At 43.0% G+C, this 16,512-nt stretch carries 11 protein-coding genes and 1 tRNA gene; 5 read left to right on the top strand and 7 right to left on the bottom strand.

The features are described 5' to 3' along the window. Positions 1–94: 94 nt before the first annotated feature. The 3 genes from RTS09_RS03925 to clpA all read left to right on the top strand — a co-directional run bounded on the left by RTS09_RS03925 (position 95) and on the right by clpA (position 4,324). Complete coding sequence (locus RTS09_RS03925; RefSeq protein WP_312534487.1) at positions 95–955, top strand: hypothetical protein; 861 nt, start codon at positions 95–97, stop codon at positions 953–955. Between the two features lie 45 nt (positions 956–1,000). Beyond that, positions 1,001–1,474, top strand: coding sequence for an ATP-dependent Clp protease adaptor ClpS (locus tag RTS09_RS03920; RefSeq protein ID WP_282841901.1), 474 nt, complete (start codon positions 1,001–1,003; stop codon positions 1,472–1,474). Between the two features lie 390 nt (positions 1,475–1,864). Continuing rightward, positions 1,865–4,324, top strand: a complete 2,460-nt coding sequence (clpA, locus tag RTS09_RS03915; RefSeq protein ID WP_312534483.1) for an ATP-dependent Clp protease ATP-binding subunit ClpA — start codon at positions 1,865–1,867, stop codon at positions 4,322–4,324. Positions 4,325–4,444: 120 nt separating this feature from the next. On the opposite strand, the gene RTS09_RS03910 is transcribed toward clpA, so the two are convergent. The 7 genes from RTS09_RS03910 to RTS09_RS03880 all read right to left on the bottom strand — a co-directional run bounded on the left by RTS09_RS03910 (position 4,445) and on the right by RTS09_RS03880 (position 13,020). Beyond that, on the bottom strand, positions 4,445–5,596 hold the full coding sequence (locus RTS09_RS03910; protein WP_312534480.1) for an AAA family ATPase: 1,152 nt from the start codon (positions 5,594–5,596) through the stop codon (positions 4,445–4,447). Positions 5,597–5,857: 261 nt separating this feature from the next. Continuing rightward, positions 5,858–5,942, bottom strand: a tRNA-Leu gene (locus RTS09_RS03905). Between the two features lie 111 nt (positions 5,943–6,053). Further along, a complete protein-coding gene (locus RTS09_RS03900) occupies positions 6,054–7,037 on the bottom strand; it encodes a serine/threonine-protein kinase (protein ID WP_312534478.1) in 984 nt (327 codons plus the stop codon). After that, positions 7,034–8,806, bottom strand: a complete 1,773-nt coding sequence (locus tag RTS09_RS03895) for a sigma 54-interacting transcriptional regulator (protein ID WP_312534476.1) — start codon at positions 8,804–8,806, stop codon at positions 7,034–7,036. Before RTS09_RS03895 ends, RTS09_RS03900 begins: the two co-directional genes overlap by 4 nt. Before the next feature lie 84 nt (positions 8,807–8,890). Continuing rightward, complete coding sequence (locus RTS09_RS03890; protein WP_312534474.1) at positions 8,891–10,147, bottom strand: two-component system sensor histidine kinase NtrB; 1,257 nt, start codon at positions 10,145–10,147, stop codon at positions 8,891–8,893. Between the two features lie 285 nt (positions 10,148–10,432). Next, the gene (locus RTS09_RS03885) at positions 10,433–12,271 is read right to left on the bottom strand and encodes a TonB-dependent receptor domain-containing protein (RefSeq protein WP_312534471.1); all 1,839 of its coding nucleotides are present in this window, start codon (positions 12,269–12,271) and stop codon (positions 10,433–10,435) included. Positions 12,272–12,531: 260 nt separating this feature from the next. Further along, complete coding sequence (locus tag RTS09_RS03880; RefSeq protein WP_312534468.1) at positions 12,532–13,020, bottom strand: hypothetical protein; 489 nt, start codon at positions 13,018–13,020, stop codon at positions 12,532–12,534. Between the two features lie 342 nt (positions 13,021–13,362). Between RTS09_RS03880 and recJ the strand changes: the two genes are divergently transcribed. Together recJ and RTS09_RS03870 are read left to right on the top strand one after the other, a co-directional pair. Beyond that, complete coding sequence (gene recJ, locus RTS09_RS03875; RefSeq protein ID WP_312534465.1) at positions 13,363–15,141, top strand: single-stranded-DNA-specific exonuclease RecJ; 1,779 nt, start codon at positions 13,363–13,365, stop codon at positions 15,139–15,141. A 291-nt stretch (positions 15,142–15,432) separates the two neighbouring features. Further along, entirely contained in the window at positions 15,433–16,503 is a 1,071-nt protein-coding gene (locus RTS09_RS03870; protein WP_309596043.1) for a helix-turn-helix transcriptional regulator, read from the top strand. Positions 16,504–16,512: the final 9 nt, after the last annotated feature.

Below are 16,512 nucleotides of genomic sequence, written 5' to 3'. Positions count from 1 at the left end.
GCTTTAATGGATGTCATATTCATCAACCCTTTTTGAGCTATCATCAGTACTGTGATTATCCATGTTTTGATCGTTTTTCAATTTGAGTATCTCTATGGATTTGCCCGAAGATAATAACTCTTCTCAATCTTTGCCAGAAGTACAACGCAATTATATTACCCAACCCAACAAGGTGTCGGGGTGGTTGATTGCGTTTGGGGTGAGCTTGTTGTTAGTTGCCATCATTGCACTGGTGTTAGGTCAACGCATTGGTTATCATCGCGGCTTAAGCTTTGCGGCTGAAGAAGCGAAAAAAACCGCCGCAGGTCTTGAAATCTCAGCAGAAAACATCAAATCACTAAAGCTAAAATCTGATACGTTGCAAAGCCAATTAACCACCGCGCAGCAAGAGCGTGATATCAGCTTGGCGAACCTATCAGCACTGCGTACCGATATTCAAGATCTAAAAGTCACCAACTTACAGCTTGAACAAGGTCAGCAATTCTTAACCACGTCGCTTGCCAAAAAAGGCGGTATGAGTTTACAAGTCATCGGGGCAAAAATCGCACCGTTGCCAGAAAACGCCTATGAATATCGCTTTGATGTCGGTATGGTCGATCCGTCAAATCAGCCAAAAAATCTGATTCCAAAATTGACCTTGCTCGATGAAGTTAATATGGTCGAAGTCCCATTGCAACCCAATAGTTATTCGATTCATGGGATTGCAAGAATTCGCGGGCGTTTTTTGATGCCCAAAAACTTTGTACCCAAACAAGTGAAACTTGAATTAACCGCCGGCAACCAAAAAACTGAGCAAGTGTATGATTGGCAACTCGGTCAACCGATTGATAACATGCCGTATACGCTTGAAGAAACGCCTGAAGCGGATAAACGACCTGTGAGTTCGACCGATAGCACGCCAGTGGCAAGCACAGCCAATACGCAAAAACCTGCCGCAACGAATACTGCAAAGTAGTAGTATAATCAATGTTTAATCTAATCTTAGGTAAATGTTCAATTAATGATGCTTCAAACGCTTAATTTTTCTCGTCAATCAGTTGTGTCACAGCCAACCACCACGAATATGGATTGGCACCTACCGGCATGGTTGCCAACACAGTCCCCTAAACAGCCACCTAGCCAATCACCAAATTCATTGCCAGCCCGTTTGACAGACATAGAAGGCGCGCCAAATACCGACCCCGTCGAAGATGTGCTATTGGCCGACCCTGAACTGAAAAAACCACAGATGTATGCGGTGGTCATGTATAACGATGACTATACGCCGATGGAATTTGTGGTGGATGTTTTGCAAAATCATTTTAAACATTCGCTAGATTCCGCTATCAGTATTATGCTTGCCATTCATCACCAAGGCAAAGGGATTGCCGGTATATACCCTAAAGACATCGCAGAAACCAAAGCCCAAACGGTCAACCGTGAAGCGCGTCAGGCAGGCTATCCGTTATTGAGTCAAATTGAGCCGCAAGGTTAGGGGTAGTTTGCTATTTAACCCCGTTTTATTTTGGGTAGCACCTTCTTTCTATTTTTTTATTCATCATTGAATTTTTTGCCATTTTAAAACCCGCCATTAACTACGTTTTATCACTTGAATTTATTAGCAATGTCATTATATTAAACGTAATGATTTTGATTTTTCCCATTTTGTCATCTTTCATTTTTACTTCCTTTTAACCGAACTGAGCGTTATTAGCCAGATATCAACAGGATATTTGGTGCTGAGGTGACGGCAAATGAAACTTGAGAAAACATCAATACACATAACCCTCAACACCAATAACCACATCAAACCAATTAAAGCGCATGGTTTTTTTCAAGTAGGGCAAAATCAAAAACCGTCGGTGACAAGTATTAAGGACATCTTATGTTAAGTTTAGAATTACAAAGCACGTTGCGGTTGGTAGTGACACTCGCAAAACAACGTGCACATGAATATTTAACGGTCGAGCATTTGCTATTGGCACTGCTAGAGAATGAAAATGCGGTAGAAGCCTTGGTGGCTTGTGCAGTCAATGTGGATCAGCTTGGCAAAGATTTGACCCAGTATATTGATGAACACACCCCAACGGTCGATATCAACGAAGATTACTCGCCACAACCAACGCGCAGTTTTGATCGTATCTTGCAGCGTGCGATTTTTCATGTGCAATCGGTTGCCAGCAGCCGTTTGGTCGAAGGCTCAGATTTGCTAGTGTCTATGTTCTCAGAGCATGACACCTATGCGGTGTACTTGCTTAAAAAACAAGGAGTTACGCGACTTGAGTTGACCCAGTACCTATCGCATGGTCAAGACAAAAAAGTGCGCGACAAATTAACCAGTGTTGAAACCGAAGAAACGGGTGAAAAAGCCAATAAAGACCCATTGACTGAATTTACCATTAATCTCAATCAAAAAGCCTCTACGGGCGGCACCGATCCGTTAATTGGTCGCCAAGCAGAAATCGAGCGTACCGCGCAGATTTTATGCCGTCGCCGCAAAAACAATCCACTACTGGTGGGTGACCCAGGGGTGGGTAAAACGTCGATTGCTGAAGGCTTGGCATGGTTGATTGTCAATGACAAAGCACCAAAACCATTATCAGGTTGTGTGGTATATAGTTTAGATATTGGTGCGCTGATTGCCGGTACAAAATATCGCGGCGACTTTGAAAAACGGATGAAAGCGCTATTAGATGCGTTAAAAGCCAAACCCAATGCGATTTTATTTATTGATGAAATCCATATGATTATTGGCGCAGGCTCATCGATGAGCAGCAATATGGATGTGTCAAATTTAATCAAACCTGCGTTGGCATCAGGTGAGCTGCGTTGTATCGGCTCAACCACCTTTGCCGAATACCGCCAAGTGTTTGAAAAAGACCATGCCTTAAGTCGTCGTTTCCAAAAAATTGATGTCAACGAACCATCCATTAATGAAACGATTGATATTCTACGCGGTCTGAAAAAACAATATGAGAAATTCCATAACGTGAGCTATACCGACCAGGCGCTACAAAGTGCTGTGCATCTGGCGGTGAAACACATTCACGAACGCTTTTTGCCTGACAAAGCGATTGATGTGATTGATGAAGCGGGTGCATTTGTTCGCTTGCAAAAACAAGCCGAAAATCAGGTTGAATCTAGTGTGGACAGCAATCAATCCGTTGATGCCGTAGCAAATGACAAGCTATCAAATCAGCCTGTGGTGGATGAAGACGCACTTGTCGATGATTTGGATGCTAGCCATGCAGCGGATGGTGTTGTCGAACCTGAAGCTATGTTAAGCGAAGCCGATAATAAAGTGATTGACGCGGCACAACAAGATGGCGAGGTGGTGATTGATGTCCCACAAATTGAATATATTATCTCAAAAATTGCGCGCATCCCGCCAAAATCAGTCTCAACGGATGACAAATCGGTGCTGCAAAATCTTGAAAGCAACCTAAAACATCTGGTGTTTGGTCAAGATGAAGCCATCAAAAACTTGGCAGATGCCATCAAGTTGTCACGTGCAGGCTTAAAACCAGATGATAAACCGATTGGTTCGTTTATGTTCGCCGGTCCTACCGGTGTCGGTAAAACGGAAGTCAGTCGTCAGTTAGCGAATTTGTTAGGCATTGAACTGGTTCGTTTTGATATGTCTGAGTATATGGAAGCACATACGGCGTCACGCTTGATTGGGGCACCGCCAGGCTATGTGGGCTTTGATCAGGGCGGTTTATTGACCGAAAAAATCAATCAATTCCCGCATTGTGTACTATTGCTAGATGAGATTGAAAAAGCCCACCCTGACGTATTTAACTTGCTGCTCCAAGTGATGGATCATGGCTCGCTCACTGACAATAACGGTCGCACATCAAGCTTTAAACAAGTGATACTGATTATGACCACCAACGTCGGCGCTGATAGCATCAGTCGCAACAGCATGGGCTTTACCAAACAAGACCATAGCCGCGACAATAGTGAGGCGATGAAACGGATGTTTACCCCAGAGTTTCGCAATCGCTTGGATGCCATCATTCAATTTAACCCATTGGATCAAAATGTCATTGTATCTGTGGTTGATAAATTCTTGGTTGAGCTGCAAGCCCAGCTCGATGACAAGAAAGTGGTGCTTGAAATTGATGATGCGGTCAGAAATTATCTGGCAGAAAAAGGTTACGATCGTCTCATGGGTGCCCGCCCAATGAATCGCTTGATTCAAGATGAAATCAAAAAACCATTGGCAGAGCAAATATTATTTGGTGATTTGGTGAATGGCGGCACGGTTTCGATTCGTATGAATGCAGATAAAACAGCGATTGAGCTTGTGCCCATTGATGAAAAGCAAGTTGACAATGTTTAGTAATGTCTAGTATAAAAAAAGGAGCCAATCGAGCTCCTTTTTTTATGCCTGCTAATTATGTTTAATGATTATACTTAATGACTATCGCTAATGATTATAATTAATAATTAGACTTAATAATTACACAAAACCAAATTTGGGTTTTTCTGCTTGTTTCTCTCGATAGGACAGATGATCCATGTTGGTTAATTCTGCCAATGAGTGCGGTTTATTGACGGTGATAGCTTTATCAATGGATGCCAAAAACGCGTTGGATTTTTCAACGGACAGTTCTTTGAATTTATACTCAGCTATCAATCGACCTTTACGCAGCAGCGCAGGGTCAATTTTTGAGATATCTGAGTTAAAGGTACAGATAAACTGGCACTCCAACACATCCGACAGCATACCATCAGCAATGTTCAAAATCGCTGATACCACATCGGTATTGGCGTTATCAATGCTACGCTCGGCAATGTAATTTTCACAGTCTTCAAGCACTAATACCGAGTTTTTGTTATCCACCAATAGTGACATAAATTCAGGGTTGGTCAAATACCCAATCATAGTAGTGGGCACAAAGATGAATTTTTTATTAGGCACTTGGCTGGTTAGCCATTTGATATAGTTAGTTTTACCTGAGCCCGCCACGCCATGCAGCAGTACCACGCCTTTACCATCATAATTGAGTGACTCTTTGATATGCTGATGCACGGGCAGAAAATCCTCGTGATACATGGTATCTAAATTGATGGGAAATGGCTTTATGCGATGGGTTTTAAACACAAAACCATGGACTTCTTTGAGTAAAATCGATACTTTAGCCTCTTGCGATACATACTTTTGCAAGTATTCATCAAACACGTTTTTGACACTCGCCGCCGAATGCGGATTGGTCGAAATATAGTAAATACTGACGACTTTTAACAGACCTGATTCAAAGATGTATTCGTCATAGTCATTGGACAAATCTTCGTTGGTGAGCATGAACACTTCATATTTGGGATGAAAATAACAAGCTTCACGCTCATACAATGTATTATTTTTATGCGAATAGGCGACGGTGGTAAAATCGGTACAACGTTCAAAATCTTTGAGCTGCTCTTTACGAATCACCATATCATGGTTGCCAACATGCACCCCAGGGAAAATATCATCGAGTAGCGACTCAAAAGGGTTATATTTGCTAGCGTATTGGAGGTTGTCTTCAATGAGTTGAACGGTATAGGGCGGCTCAGAGGAGGCGCTGAGCAGCTTTCGGGGTTGATAATAGGGCGATTGTAAAATTTTCATAGGAATATAGGCTTATAAAAGGCAGTAGAAAAATTAACATAGTTAGCAATAAACAAGCTAACTATAGAGATGGGGCAGTTAATACTAGATGCAAGCTAAAAAGTAGCTAGTTGGCAATTAGTTAAAAAATTTTTAGCAACACAGTGAGCAACATACTGGCTAACAGTAAGGCAGTAAGCAATGGTGAGATAAGATAGACAGGAATTTTAGGCATAAAAAAACCTGCGAGAGGCAGGTTAATTTAACTAATACCGATTTGAGTGGTGGGGCTGAAGAGACTCGAACTCTTACACCTCGCGGCGCTGGAACCTAAATCCAGTGCGTCTACCAATTTCGCCACAGCCCCATGAGTTGCCTCAAAGTGTTGACTCAATATTTGTATCAGTGTCTTTGTGGTTGGCTATTATATAGAAAATTTTCGCTTTGGCAAGAGGTTTTTTAAAAAAAACGCATTTTTTTATTGGTTAAGTAAAATTTTTAGCGCATTGATAATATCTGCCAAGTTACTAATACGGTTTTCCACGCGTTTTGCCAGCAGCTTGTCAATAAAAGGCTGGCAAGCTTGGCAAGCAAATTCTGATAACTGATGATTTGGGCATAAAAAAGGCACGGGCTGTTGGCGATGCGCGATTGCCCAACCAGGATAATCATCTGCCATAAAAGGCAGACATCCCATCAATAATTCGTACCATATCACCCCCAAACTATAGTAGTCGCTAAACTTGTCAACAGTCTGTCCTGTGAATTGCTCAGGACTCATATAGGCGGGTGTACCAGCGGTGTAAGTTTTGCAGTTCAGTGAGGCATTTTTCCCCATAGCATTGCCAAGACCAATATCACTAAAACTAAAATCACTCAGACCAAAATCAATTAACACCACTTCAAGATTGGGTTTTACAATAAAGTTGGCGGGTTTGAGATCCAAATGCATCAGCCCAAATTGATGCAAACGGTTGACCACTTGGCAACTATGTAAAAAAATGGTCATTTTTTGCGGAAGATTAAGTATTGGCAATTTAGCATGCGCATACAGCAAGGATTTTAACGTCTCCCCTGGATGATACGACATGACTAGACACGGACTAACAGATTGCTGCGGCTGCTGTTGGTCAAAGATGAGGGTATCGGGTAGAAGGTTTGAAGCATACAGCGTGGGAATACCGCTTGTATGATGGGTGCTGTCAATCGCTAGGCTTTGGCAATGATGAAGGGCGTTAATTTCTTGCTCAAAATGGGCGAGATTGGTTGCATTAAAGTGAGGTAGTAATTGTTTAACGACAACGGCAGTAGGCGGGGAGTGAGTTGAATGCCATACCCCGTACCAAAGCTCGGTATGGTTGAGTGGATTTGAAGGTGATAGTGGCTGTAAGTCAGTAACGAGCGACTGACAGCCATTTTTTATGATAACCAGTACTTTGTGAATTGACCTTGTCTCAATCATGATGGCTTAACGGGTCTGCCTTCAATCAACTGCTGGTATTTTCGGGTCACGGTATTGCGCCCCCAACCGAGTAGGTCAGCCGCTTGTCCTTTATGCTGAGCAGTATGGGCAAGTGCCACTTCGAGCAAACATTTCTCAAACATCGGATAAGCGGTTTGCAAAATGTCATACTGTCCTTCAGCCAGTGCTTGCTGTGCCCAGACTTGCAGTGGCGTGATCCAATCTGCAGTTGCGCCAGCTTGTGGTGCAGGTAAGGTCGGTACGACCGTCGTAGTAGGCAAAGGCGTTGGTAGCTCACTCGAATGGGGACTGAGATTAACACTGGGGCTGTCACTGCGAGCTGGCAAAGATGACAGATGTTTGCTAGCAGGTGCCTCAAACTGAGTGTCGTGCTGATAGTTATGTGTCTTATGTGTATTGGGCTCACGTGTAGTTATAGGCGTACTATCTTGCGATTCAAACGCTTGTAAAATCTCGGGTGGCAAATCACTGGGCTGAATGGTTTGCCCTGTTGTCATCACACTGAGCCAGCGGCAGGTATTTTCAAGTTGACGCACGTTACCTTGCCAAGGATAGCTTTGCAAAATATGCATGGCAGACGGCGTGATAGTTTTGGTCGAGGTATGCATGCTTTTGGCAATATTTTGCATAAAAAAATCGATTAACAGCGGAATGTCTTCGCGGCGCTCACGTAGGGAAGGTAGCGCCAGTCGAATGACATTGAGCCGATAAAACAAATCTTCACGAAACTTGCCTTGCTGCACAAGGGTTTCTAAGTTTTGATGGGTCGCTGCGATGATACGTACATCGACTTTAATGGGTTTGAGACCACCGACACGGTAAAACTCACCATTTGCTAAGACGCGCAGCAAACGCGTCTGGGTCGGTAAAGGCATATCGCCGATTTCATCCAAAAACAAAGTGCCACCATGCGCCTGCTCAAAACGCCCTTGGCGCGTGGTAGTCGCACCCGTAAACGCGCCTTTTTCATGACCAAATAGTTCAGCTTCAATCAAATCATGCGGAATCGCCGCCATATTGAGCGCGATAAATGGTTTGGATTTGCGTGGCGAATGTTCGTGTAAGGCACTGGCAATCAGCTCTTTACCCGTACCCGATTCGCCGGTGATGAGTACTGTCATCGGCATATGCGACAAGCGACCAATCGCACGAAATACTTTTTGCATGGCAATCGATTGCCCGATGATGCCCGATGGGTTGGTGGTGGTTTTTTCTGGCTCGGCTGCCACGGGTTCAGTTGGCGGCTGTTGTGCATCACGAATCAGAGAGTCGTTGTAGTTCTCAGACTTACTGCGCTTTTGTGTTTGGTTTGCCTGGCTTTGCAGGCAAGCTTTTTTCACCATGGCAATGGCATCATCCAACTCAAACGGCTTGGGTAAGTAATCAAACGCGCCTGATTGATAGCTATCCACCGCAGATTGCACATCGGCATGTGCGGTCATAATGATGACAGGAATTTGTGCAAAGGCTTGTTTGATTTTACTGCTAAAGTCCAAGCCATTCATCATCGGCATTCGAATATCGGTGACGATGATGCTTGGTAAGGAGGCACTATTGTCACTCTTCGGTTGACTGTCTTGCCCACTATCTTGTAGCAGCCGCCACGCCGATTGCGCATTGCCAAAGGTTTGCACTTGAAACCCACTATCTGTCAGCGTATCTTCTAAAATCATACGTAACGCTTGGTCGTCATCGATGACCCAAACAATAGGCTCGGTGGTTGGCGTTTTATTATTGGTATAAGTCATATAAAAACCCTATATGGGAAACTGTAGTATTTAAAAATTCATAGCCGATCAGTCATGATGCTGTGGTGTACCACGCTTAAACTATCATTTGGTTATTTGCCGAATTTGCCAAGGTAAAAAAATCGTAAACAGGGTTTCACCTGGCTGAGAGGTCACACTGATTTGCCCTTGATGGCGCTGAATAATGTCATGAGCAAGTGCCAGTCCCAATCCTGTACCATTGGCGCGTCCTGTGACCAAAGGATAAAAAATTTGCGGTAACAACTCACTATCAATGCCCAAGCCATTATCAATAAAATCAACGCGCAAGACGCTTTTATGTCGTATATCGCCAATGGTTTGTTGGTGCTGAATACGGGTCTTTACCGTGATGACAGGCGACACAATGTCGTTTTCATTGAGCGCTTGTATCGCATTATTGACGATATTCATAAATACTTGTACAAGCTGGTCTTTATCAGCGGTGATTTCTGGCAACGATAAATCAAAGTCTCTGACTAGACTAATATTGGGGTTTTGTATTTCTGCCAACGTTAGCACATGCTGCAGGGGCTCATGCACGTTGATTACTTGCCAGTTGGGCAAATTTGGCGCGCCCAGCAATTGGGTCACCAAGTTGTTGAGTCGTCTGGTCTCATCCATGATGATACTGAGATAATTGGCGACCTTTTGCGCCTGGGTGTCGTTAATATAGCGCACAATCCCATCAGATTTCATGATTTGATTAAAATTCTTCTCAAGCAGTTGGCTTGCCCCAAGGATGCCTGCTAAAGGGTTTTTGACCTCGTGTGCCATACTGCGAATCATTTGGCGGGTTATCAAATGTTGGTGATTTTGATATTGTTCTTGTTGAATACGACTTTCGCGATCTTTTGCCCAAATTTCGATCAAATAGAAAAAACCCGCAGCGGTTTCTAACGGGGAAACCCCATAATCGACCAATAATGGTGCACCAATCCCTTGAGTACTTAGCCCCAAAATGGTGCAATCATGATGGATGAATGCTTGGTACATTTTTTTAGTATGTTCAAATTGGTTTTGCAGCGCCAATTTAACCTGTGCCTTGGTTTTTTTATGGGTTATCGGGTCATCATCCGTATGCGATTGCTCTGGTGCTTGCGTTAGTAATTTTTCATAGTTTGCGGGGGTTAAAATATCGATAACATTTTTATGAAGTAAATGCTGCTGACTAACTGACAAAATCTGCTCAGCCGTCGCGTTGATATAGACGCACTCGTAGTTGCTGTCAGCGACAATTAACCCTGATAGTAGGTTGTTGAACATATCATCAAACAGGGTCTGGTTGGATTCAAGGCTATGTAAAAAAGTAGGATGGGTCATTGGATAACTACCACAAATTTGAGCAATGGTTAAAGTGCAATTTAAATGCCAACAAACTATTGAATAATTTTTGGATTATTTTCACAACAGATAAATAATTAGAGTGATGGGCAGCAAATCAGTCATTTGATATTAAAAAATCACTCATTTATAGCAACCTGCTAATCATAGTATGATATATTTTGAACCAAAATAGTGCAAAAGTTAAAGCCTAATTGCTAAAAAAAGACATATAAAAAAAGGGCATAAAATCTATGCCCTTTGATGTACTGTAGCTATAAAAATTTAGAACCATTGGTAGGTTAGTGAGACGAATGAATTAATGCCTTTTTGGCGGTAGCCATAAACGGTCTCATAATCTTTATCTGTGAGATTATTAAGACGACTGCTAATGGTTAGGTTGGGACTGACATAATAATTCCCAGTCAGGTTCAACAAGGTGTAGCTGTCTAGAGTTTGTGAATTGTTGGCATCACGATAACGCTCTCCGACGTATTGTACCTCCGTTCGAATGTCATATTTTGGCTGTTGATAGCCTAGGTAAACAATACCTTTGTTATTGGGTTGATAAATTAATTCTTTGCCCGTTTTTTTATCTTCAGTATCTAGATAATCATAACCTAGACCAAATAAAGTATTATTTAACTGCCAGTCACTGGTTAACGAAATACCGTTAATATCCGCTTTATCTATATTTTGCATTTGACCTGCATAAGTAAGTGGGTCGGTGGTTACCCAAGCTAATTTATCGGTAAATTTAGATTGGTAGGCTGTTACGCGTGTGTGTTGATGATGATTGCTGTTTTCAATAAAGATTTCTGCATTTTTGCTGGTTTCAGGTTTTAAGTTGGGATTTTCTGAGCCTGGCCAATACAAATCGTTGAATGTGGGGGCACGAAAATTGGTTGCGTATGATGCACCAATGCGAGTGTTGGGGCTAAGACGATACGCACCGCCCACATTGTAGGTGGTCTTGCTATCAAATTGTGAGTTATCATCGTGACGCACATTTAATTGCACATCATATTTATCTTGAGCGAGCTGATATCCCAAAAACTCACTGTTGATAGTGCGGTGAGTCACGTCATAATCATTAGAGCTATCAACTTCTTGTTTTAAATTCTCATAACCACCGATAAGCTTACCGAGTGGCAACTGATAGCCAAGCTGTATGGTTACTTGTTTCTGAGTCGTATTGATTACATCGTCTAGGCGACCTGTTTGCCAATCTGCACCATCATACGTGGTAGATTTATCATAACTTTGACCATATTTAATATTTGCAGACAGTTTATCTTGTTGATAATCGGCAAAAGCTGAGACAGCCGCGTTTTTTTGGTCAGCATACGCGTTTGGCACTTCTGAACCACTATCAATATCTGTAGTGGATTTTGCAAATAATCCTGTTGCTCCAATTTCAACATTGTCATTGACTTTATGCTTGGCGACCAAACTTGCGTTTTTGGACTCAAAACCGTCTTTGTCAGCATGATGTATGCCGAACTGAGCGTAAGGTTTCGTCGCGTCAATGCCATTGGTCTTTTCATAACCCGTAGAAAGGCTTAAAGTCGTTGCAGAATTAACCAGTTGTCCTGTAATTTGCCCTTTATAGCTGTTTTCTGTGCCGCCGCCAACAGTCAATGCGACATTAGACTGTTGGGCGTTTTGACCTTTAGTAAAGACTTGAATCACGCCGCCCATCGCATCTGAGCCATAAAGACTTGAGCCAGAAGCACCATAAACTATTTCTATTCTATCGATTTGGTCGACTGGTAACAGCGATAATGCTGCTCCACCTGCGGTTGCAGAGCTGTAACGAATCCCATCGATTAATACTAAGACTTGACTATTGGAGTAACCACGCAATCTGACACCACTGCTCGCACCATCCCCACCATTTTGAGTAACATATATGCCACCTTGTCCACGAAGTACATCTATCACGCTTTGACCGCGATAACGTTGTAATTGTTCTTCATCAATCACGGTGGTTTGGGCGATGGTATTCTTGACAAGCGTCGGCGTTTTGGTTGCTGTGGTGGTAAAAGTAAGGCTCGGCAAAGTCGTTTCAGCTTCGCCATTAGCAGCTTCGCTAGCCGCTGCATGAGCGCTAACACCAGTCATGGACATGCCAATAATTACCAAAACGCTTTGCGTGATTGGATGGATATTAAAAAATGGCTTTTTGATAAAACGTGGTGATGTCTGACAGGTATAACGCATAACTTGACCCAAAAAAATAGTTTAAAGATACATTGTAGAAAAATATCGTTACATAAGCTATTACTTTTGCTTGGTCATTGCTCATCAAAGCTTGAGGATTTTTCAATAAAAAACCCCTTTAGTAACTAAAGGGGTTTTAATACAAGCCTTTATATCAACAATTAGCTTGCTTGCTGCTGTAATTTTTTAGCTTTTTGGTAGCATTCATTGATGTGATTTTCAGCAATTTTTTTAAACATCAAATAACCGATGGTACCTGCCACTAATTGACCGCCAAATGGTACAAATTTGGTGACTTGCTTGGCGATAATACGGCTGCCAAAACCTTGGAAAGTTTTTTTAGCAATACTGCGCGTCACCACTAGCCCTGCAAAATCCACTGCTTTATCTTTTAATTGGTTGATTTGTGCGCCGTTGTTCAAATCTACCGCTGCTTGGACGGGTTCAATTAAACCAAATTTAGCGGAGATTTCAGGTAGCAATTTTGATAAAAGCGTGGCATCCACCGCAACGTCTAGCAGCGGCACTGGGACAACCGCGGCTGCTGCCGATATTTTGGCTTTACTTTTAATCATCGCCTCGCATTCGCGTTTGATTTTTTCTAAATCAAGTTTTGGGTCGATGGTTTTGGTCGAATTTTCTGCTGACATAATTTTTCCTTCTAAAAAATTTCAATTATCAATAGTAAAGGTAGTATTGCAAAACGCTTGCAACAAGAGATGATTATTCATTAATGGTCATTGATACTGTTTCATTAATGGTAAGTGATGACTCTTTGGTTTGATTATAACTGAGAGTAAACGTATGAATTAGCATCTTTTTGCAAAAAAATGCTAATGGTTTGTAGTGGCATTATTACGATATGCAAAACGTACAAAGGACTATGGAAGCTGATGGGATGTTTTTCACCGTTTCGCTGTTGTAATTTTGCCTATTAACTCTCATTATGCTAGTTTGTTCTCTCTACTTTATTTGACAACCATGATAAGTTTATGTTGACTGTGACTCCCCGTTTTATTGCGACCCATATTGACGATATTCCCCGTGATTTACAGCCGTTGGCGCAGACATCGATGACATTAGCACGCGTTTTGGCTGGGCGAGGCGTGCAAGATGTGGCAAATTTAGACACTTCCTTTAATAAGATGTTACCTGCAAATTCGCTTACAGGCATTACCAAGGCAGTAGCGCTGCTTGACAAGGCGATTGATACGCAGCAAAAAATACTGATTGTGGGTGATTTTGACTGCGATGGCGCGACCAGCACTGCACTGATGGTAAGGGTGTTGCGTGAAATGGGCGCGCAGGTTGAGTTTTTGGTGCCTGATCGTTTTAAGTACGGTTATGGACTGACGCCAGAAATTGTTGCGCTAGGTATTGAAACCTATCATCCTGATGTCATTGTCACGGTTGATAATGGTATCTCTAGCCATGCGGGGGTCGAACTTGCCAAAGCCGAAGGGCTAACGGTGATTATTACCGATCACCACCTGACGACGCAGGCGACACCAAACGCCGATGCCGTGGTCAATCCCAATCAGCTGGGCTGTGATTTTGCTAGTAAATCATTGGTAGGGGTTGGGGTGGCATTTTATGTGCTAGGCAACCTTGCCAAAGTCAGACGCCAAGCCAATAAATCCACCACCCAAGTGAGTCGCTATATTGATTTGGTGGCACTTGGCACGGTGGTGGACGTGGGCGTATTAGACCAAAATAATCGCATCTTGGTGCACCAAGGTATCCAAGCCATCAAGCAAGGTCGTTGCTGTGTGGGTATTTTGGCATTGTTGGAGCAGGCGAGTCGACAGGCAGCAGACATCACGGCTCAAGATTTTGGTTTTATTCTAGGACCCCGTATCAACGCCGCAGGTCGTATGGATAGTATGCGGATTGGCATTGACTGCTTGCTCACCGATGATTGGGGGGAGGCACAGCGGCTTGCGCATCAGCTCGATAAACTCAATCAAGAGCGCCGCCAAGTCGAGCAGGGCATGCGGCAACAAGCCGATAGTGTATTAAGTACGCTTGAGAATCCATCTGAGCAAAGCACTGTAAATCAAGTAACGCACCGCAAACGCAGTATTATTTTGTATCAAGATGAGTGGCACCAAGGGGTGATTGGTATCGTCGCAGGCAGGCTAAAAGAAAACTACCATGTGCCCGCTATCGTGTTTGCCCCTGCTGATACGGCGTTGATTGAAGATGACGATCCTATCAAAGGCTCTGCACGCTCCATTGAAGGCATTCATATCCGTGATGCCATCGAATCAGTCGCGCAAACCTACCCCGAACTTATTAGCCACTTTGGCGGGCATGCGATGGCGGCAGGTCTGACAATCAAACGAAAAAACTTTGAGCTGTTTTGTAAAGCGTTTGATGAGGTAATTGCAGCGGTGGCTGATGAGGTGTTTGCAGAGACGTTATATAGCGATGGCGAGTTGACAGCCGGTGAATTCACGGTCGATTTTGTAGATAGCTTACAGACGTTGGCTATTTGGGGACATGGTTTTGTGCCACCGATATTTGATGGGGTGTTTGTGGTGCAAGATTATCGTGTGTTAAAAGAGCGGCATTTAAAATTATGGTTATCGTATCCCGATGTCCCTTTTACTATCGAAGCGATTTGGTTTAATGCTGATTTTGACGCTATAGCTTTGTCTGCTATCAATCGCAGTGTGTCAAAAGTGCATTTGCTCTATGAGCTGGAGAAAAATCTATTTAATGGACAAACTAAATTGCAGTTAAGGGTAAAAAAGGGTGTGCTCCTCTAGACAAGTTTTTTGGTGATTCATACACAATCTGATAACCATAACACCCAATAAAGATGATAAACGACATAAAATGACATGTTAATATAATTTATCACCTATTCCGCCCCAAATTTTGATAAATTATGCAGGTATCGAGGTGTTAATTTTTAGTGTTAATTTTTTAAAGTTTGAATAAGGCTTTGGCGCTTAGCTAGCTATTATTTATTATTTAACCGTTTGGCTTTTAACTAGATATCTTTTAACTGGCTTTTTTTTAACTATCTGTCTTTTACCTGCGTATGGAGAATTGCCATGAGTAAATCGCTTGCCAACAATGCAACCGCAACGACGGCTCGGCAATGGCAAATCCTCTCACAACTGGATCGCAAACGTTGGCTCGGTACAACCCATATCAAAGAACAGCTTGATTTAATGGGTTTTGATATCAGTTTGCGAACCATTCAGCGAGATTTAAACGCTTTGGCAACGCGTTTTCCGATTGAAAAAAACAATACCAATCCACAAGGTTGGCGCTGGCGAGAAGATGCACCGATGCAAAGCTTGCCGCACATGAATTTGTCGCAAGCGGTGGCGTTTAGTATGATGCGCCATAATTTGACCCAGCTATTACCCCCGGCTATTTTAGATGAATTGATTCCGTGGTTTGACCTAGCGAATCGACAACTTAAAGAAAGCAAAGTAGTAAACACTTGGCTCGATAGAGTGCGTATCCTGTCAGCCAATCAACCGCTCATCCCGCCATCGGTCAATCCAGCCGCCAAAGACGCCGTCTATGATGCATTGTTTCAAAATAAAAAACTCATCGCCTGTTATAAAGCGCGCGGGCGAGAGGAAGCGCAAAAATACACCTTAAATCCGCTAGCCATTGTGCAGCGTGGTGTGGTGATTTACTTGATTGCCTCGCGAACTGACAGAGCGTCTGACGATGTGCGCCAATTTGCTTTGCACCGTTTTGAAAGTGCGGAAGTGAGCGCAAGCGACGCGCAAACCCCGAAAGATTTTAATTTAGACAATTACATCAACACAGGCGCGATGGGGTTTAATTATCCGTTGTTCCAAAAACTCATGCCTGAGAGCGAAAAAAACAACCACGAGCCCCCCATACAGCAAGTGCAGTTACTGTTTCATCCGTTATCGGGGGCAAGTTTGCTTGAAAGCCCATTATCAACTGATCAGCAAAGCTGGGAAGACGACGAAGGATTGCATATCACAGCCACAGTGAACATGACCTCCCAACTGGTATGGTGGCTACGCGGTTTTGGTAAAGGACTGCGAAAAATCGAGCCTGAGATTTTATCAATCGCCGTCTTTGAAACCCAAACGCCAAACCAACAACCCACCGCCCAAACAATAAGCGAATAACTAACAAAC

Origin of the sequence: Moraxella sp. CTOTU47618 (assembly GCF_032017425.1) — a bacterium.
Classification (GTDB): Bacteria; Pseudomonadota; Gammaproteobacteria; order Pseudomonadales; family Moraxellaceae; genus Faucicola; species Faucicola tetraodonis.
The sequence above is the reverse complement of the archived record's forward strand: the minus strand, read 5'-3'. Positions and strand labels throughout refer to the sequence as shown.

Coding starts and splice junctions, on each gene's coding strand:
- RTS09_RS03925 (WP_312534487.1), top strand. CDS start 95: ATGGATTTGCCCGAAGATAATAACTCTTCTCAATCTTTGCCAGAAGTA.
- RTS09_RS03920 (WP_282841901.1), top strand. CDS start 1,001: ATGATGCTTCAAACGCTTAATTTTTCTCGTCAATCAGTTGTGTCACAG.
- clpA (WP_312534483.1), top strand. CDS start 1,865: ATGTTAAGTTTAGAATTACAAAGCACGTTGCGGTTGGTAGTGACACTC.
- RTS09_RS03910 (WP_312534480.1), bottom strand. CDS start 5,596: ATGAAAATTTTACAATCGCCCTATTATCAACCCCGAAAGCTGCTCAGC.
- RTS09_RS03900 (WP_312534478.1), bottom strand. CDS start 7,037: ATGATTGAGACAAGGTCAATTCACAAAGTACTGGTTATCATAAAAAAT.
- RTS09_RS03895 (WP_312534476.1), bottom strand. CDS start 8,806: ATGACTTATACCAATAATAAAACGCCAACCACCGAGCCTATTGTTTGG.
- RTS09_RS03890 (WP_312534474.1), bottom strand. CDS start 10,147: ATGACCCATCCTACTTTTTTACATAGCCTTGAATCCAACCAGACCCTG.
- RTS09_RS03885 (WP_312534471.1), bottom strand. CDS start 12,271: ATGACTGGTGTTAGCGCTCATGCAGCGGCTAGCGAAGCTGCTAATGGC.
- RTS09_RS03880 (WP_312534468.1), bottom strand. CDS start 13,020: ATGTCAGCAGAAAATTCGACCAAAACCATCGACCCAAAACTTGATTTA.
- recJ (WP_312534465.1), top strand. CDS start 13,363: ATGTTGACTGTGACTCCCCGTTTTATTGCGACCCATATTGACGATATT.
- RTS09_RS03870 (WP_309596043.1), top strand. CDS start 15,433: ATGAGTAAATCGCTTGCCAACAATGCAACCGCAACGACGGCTCGGCAA.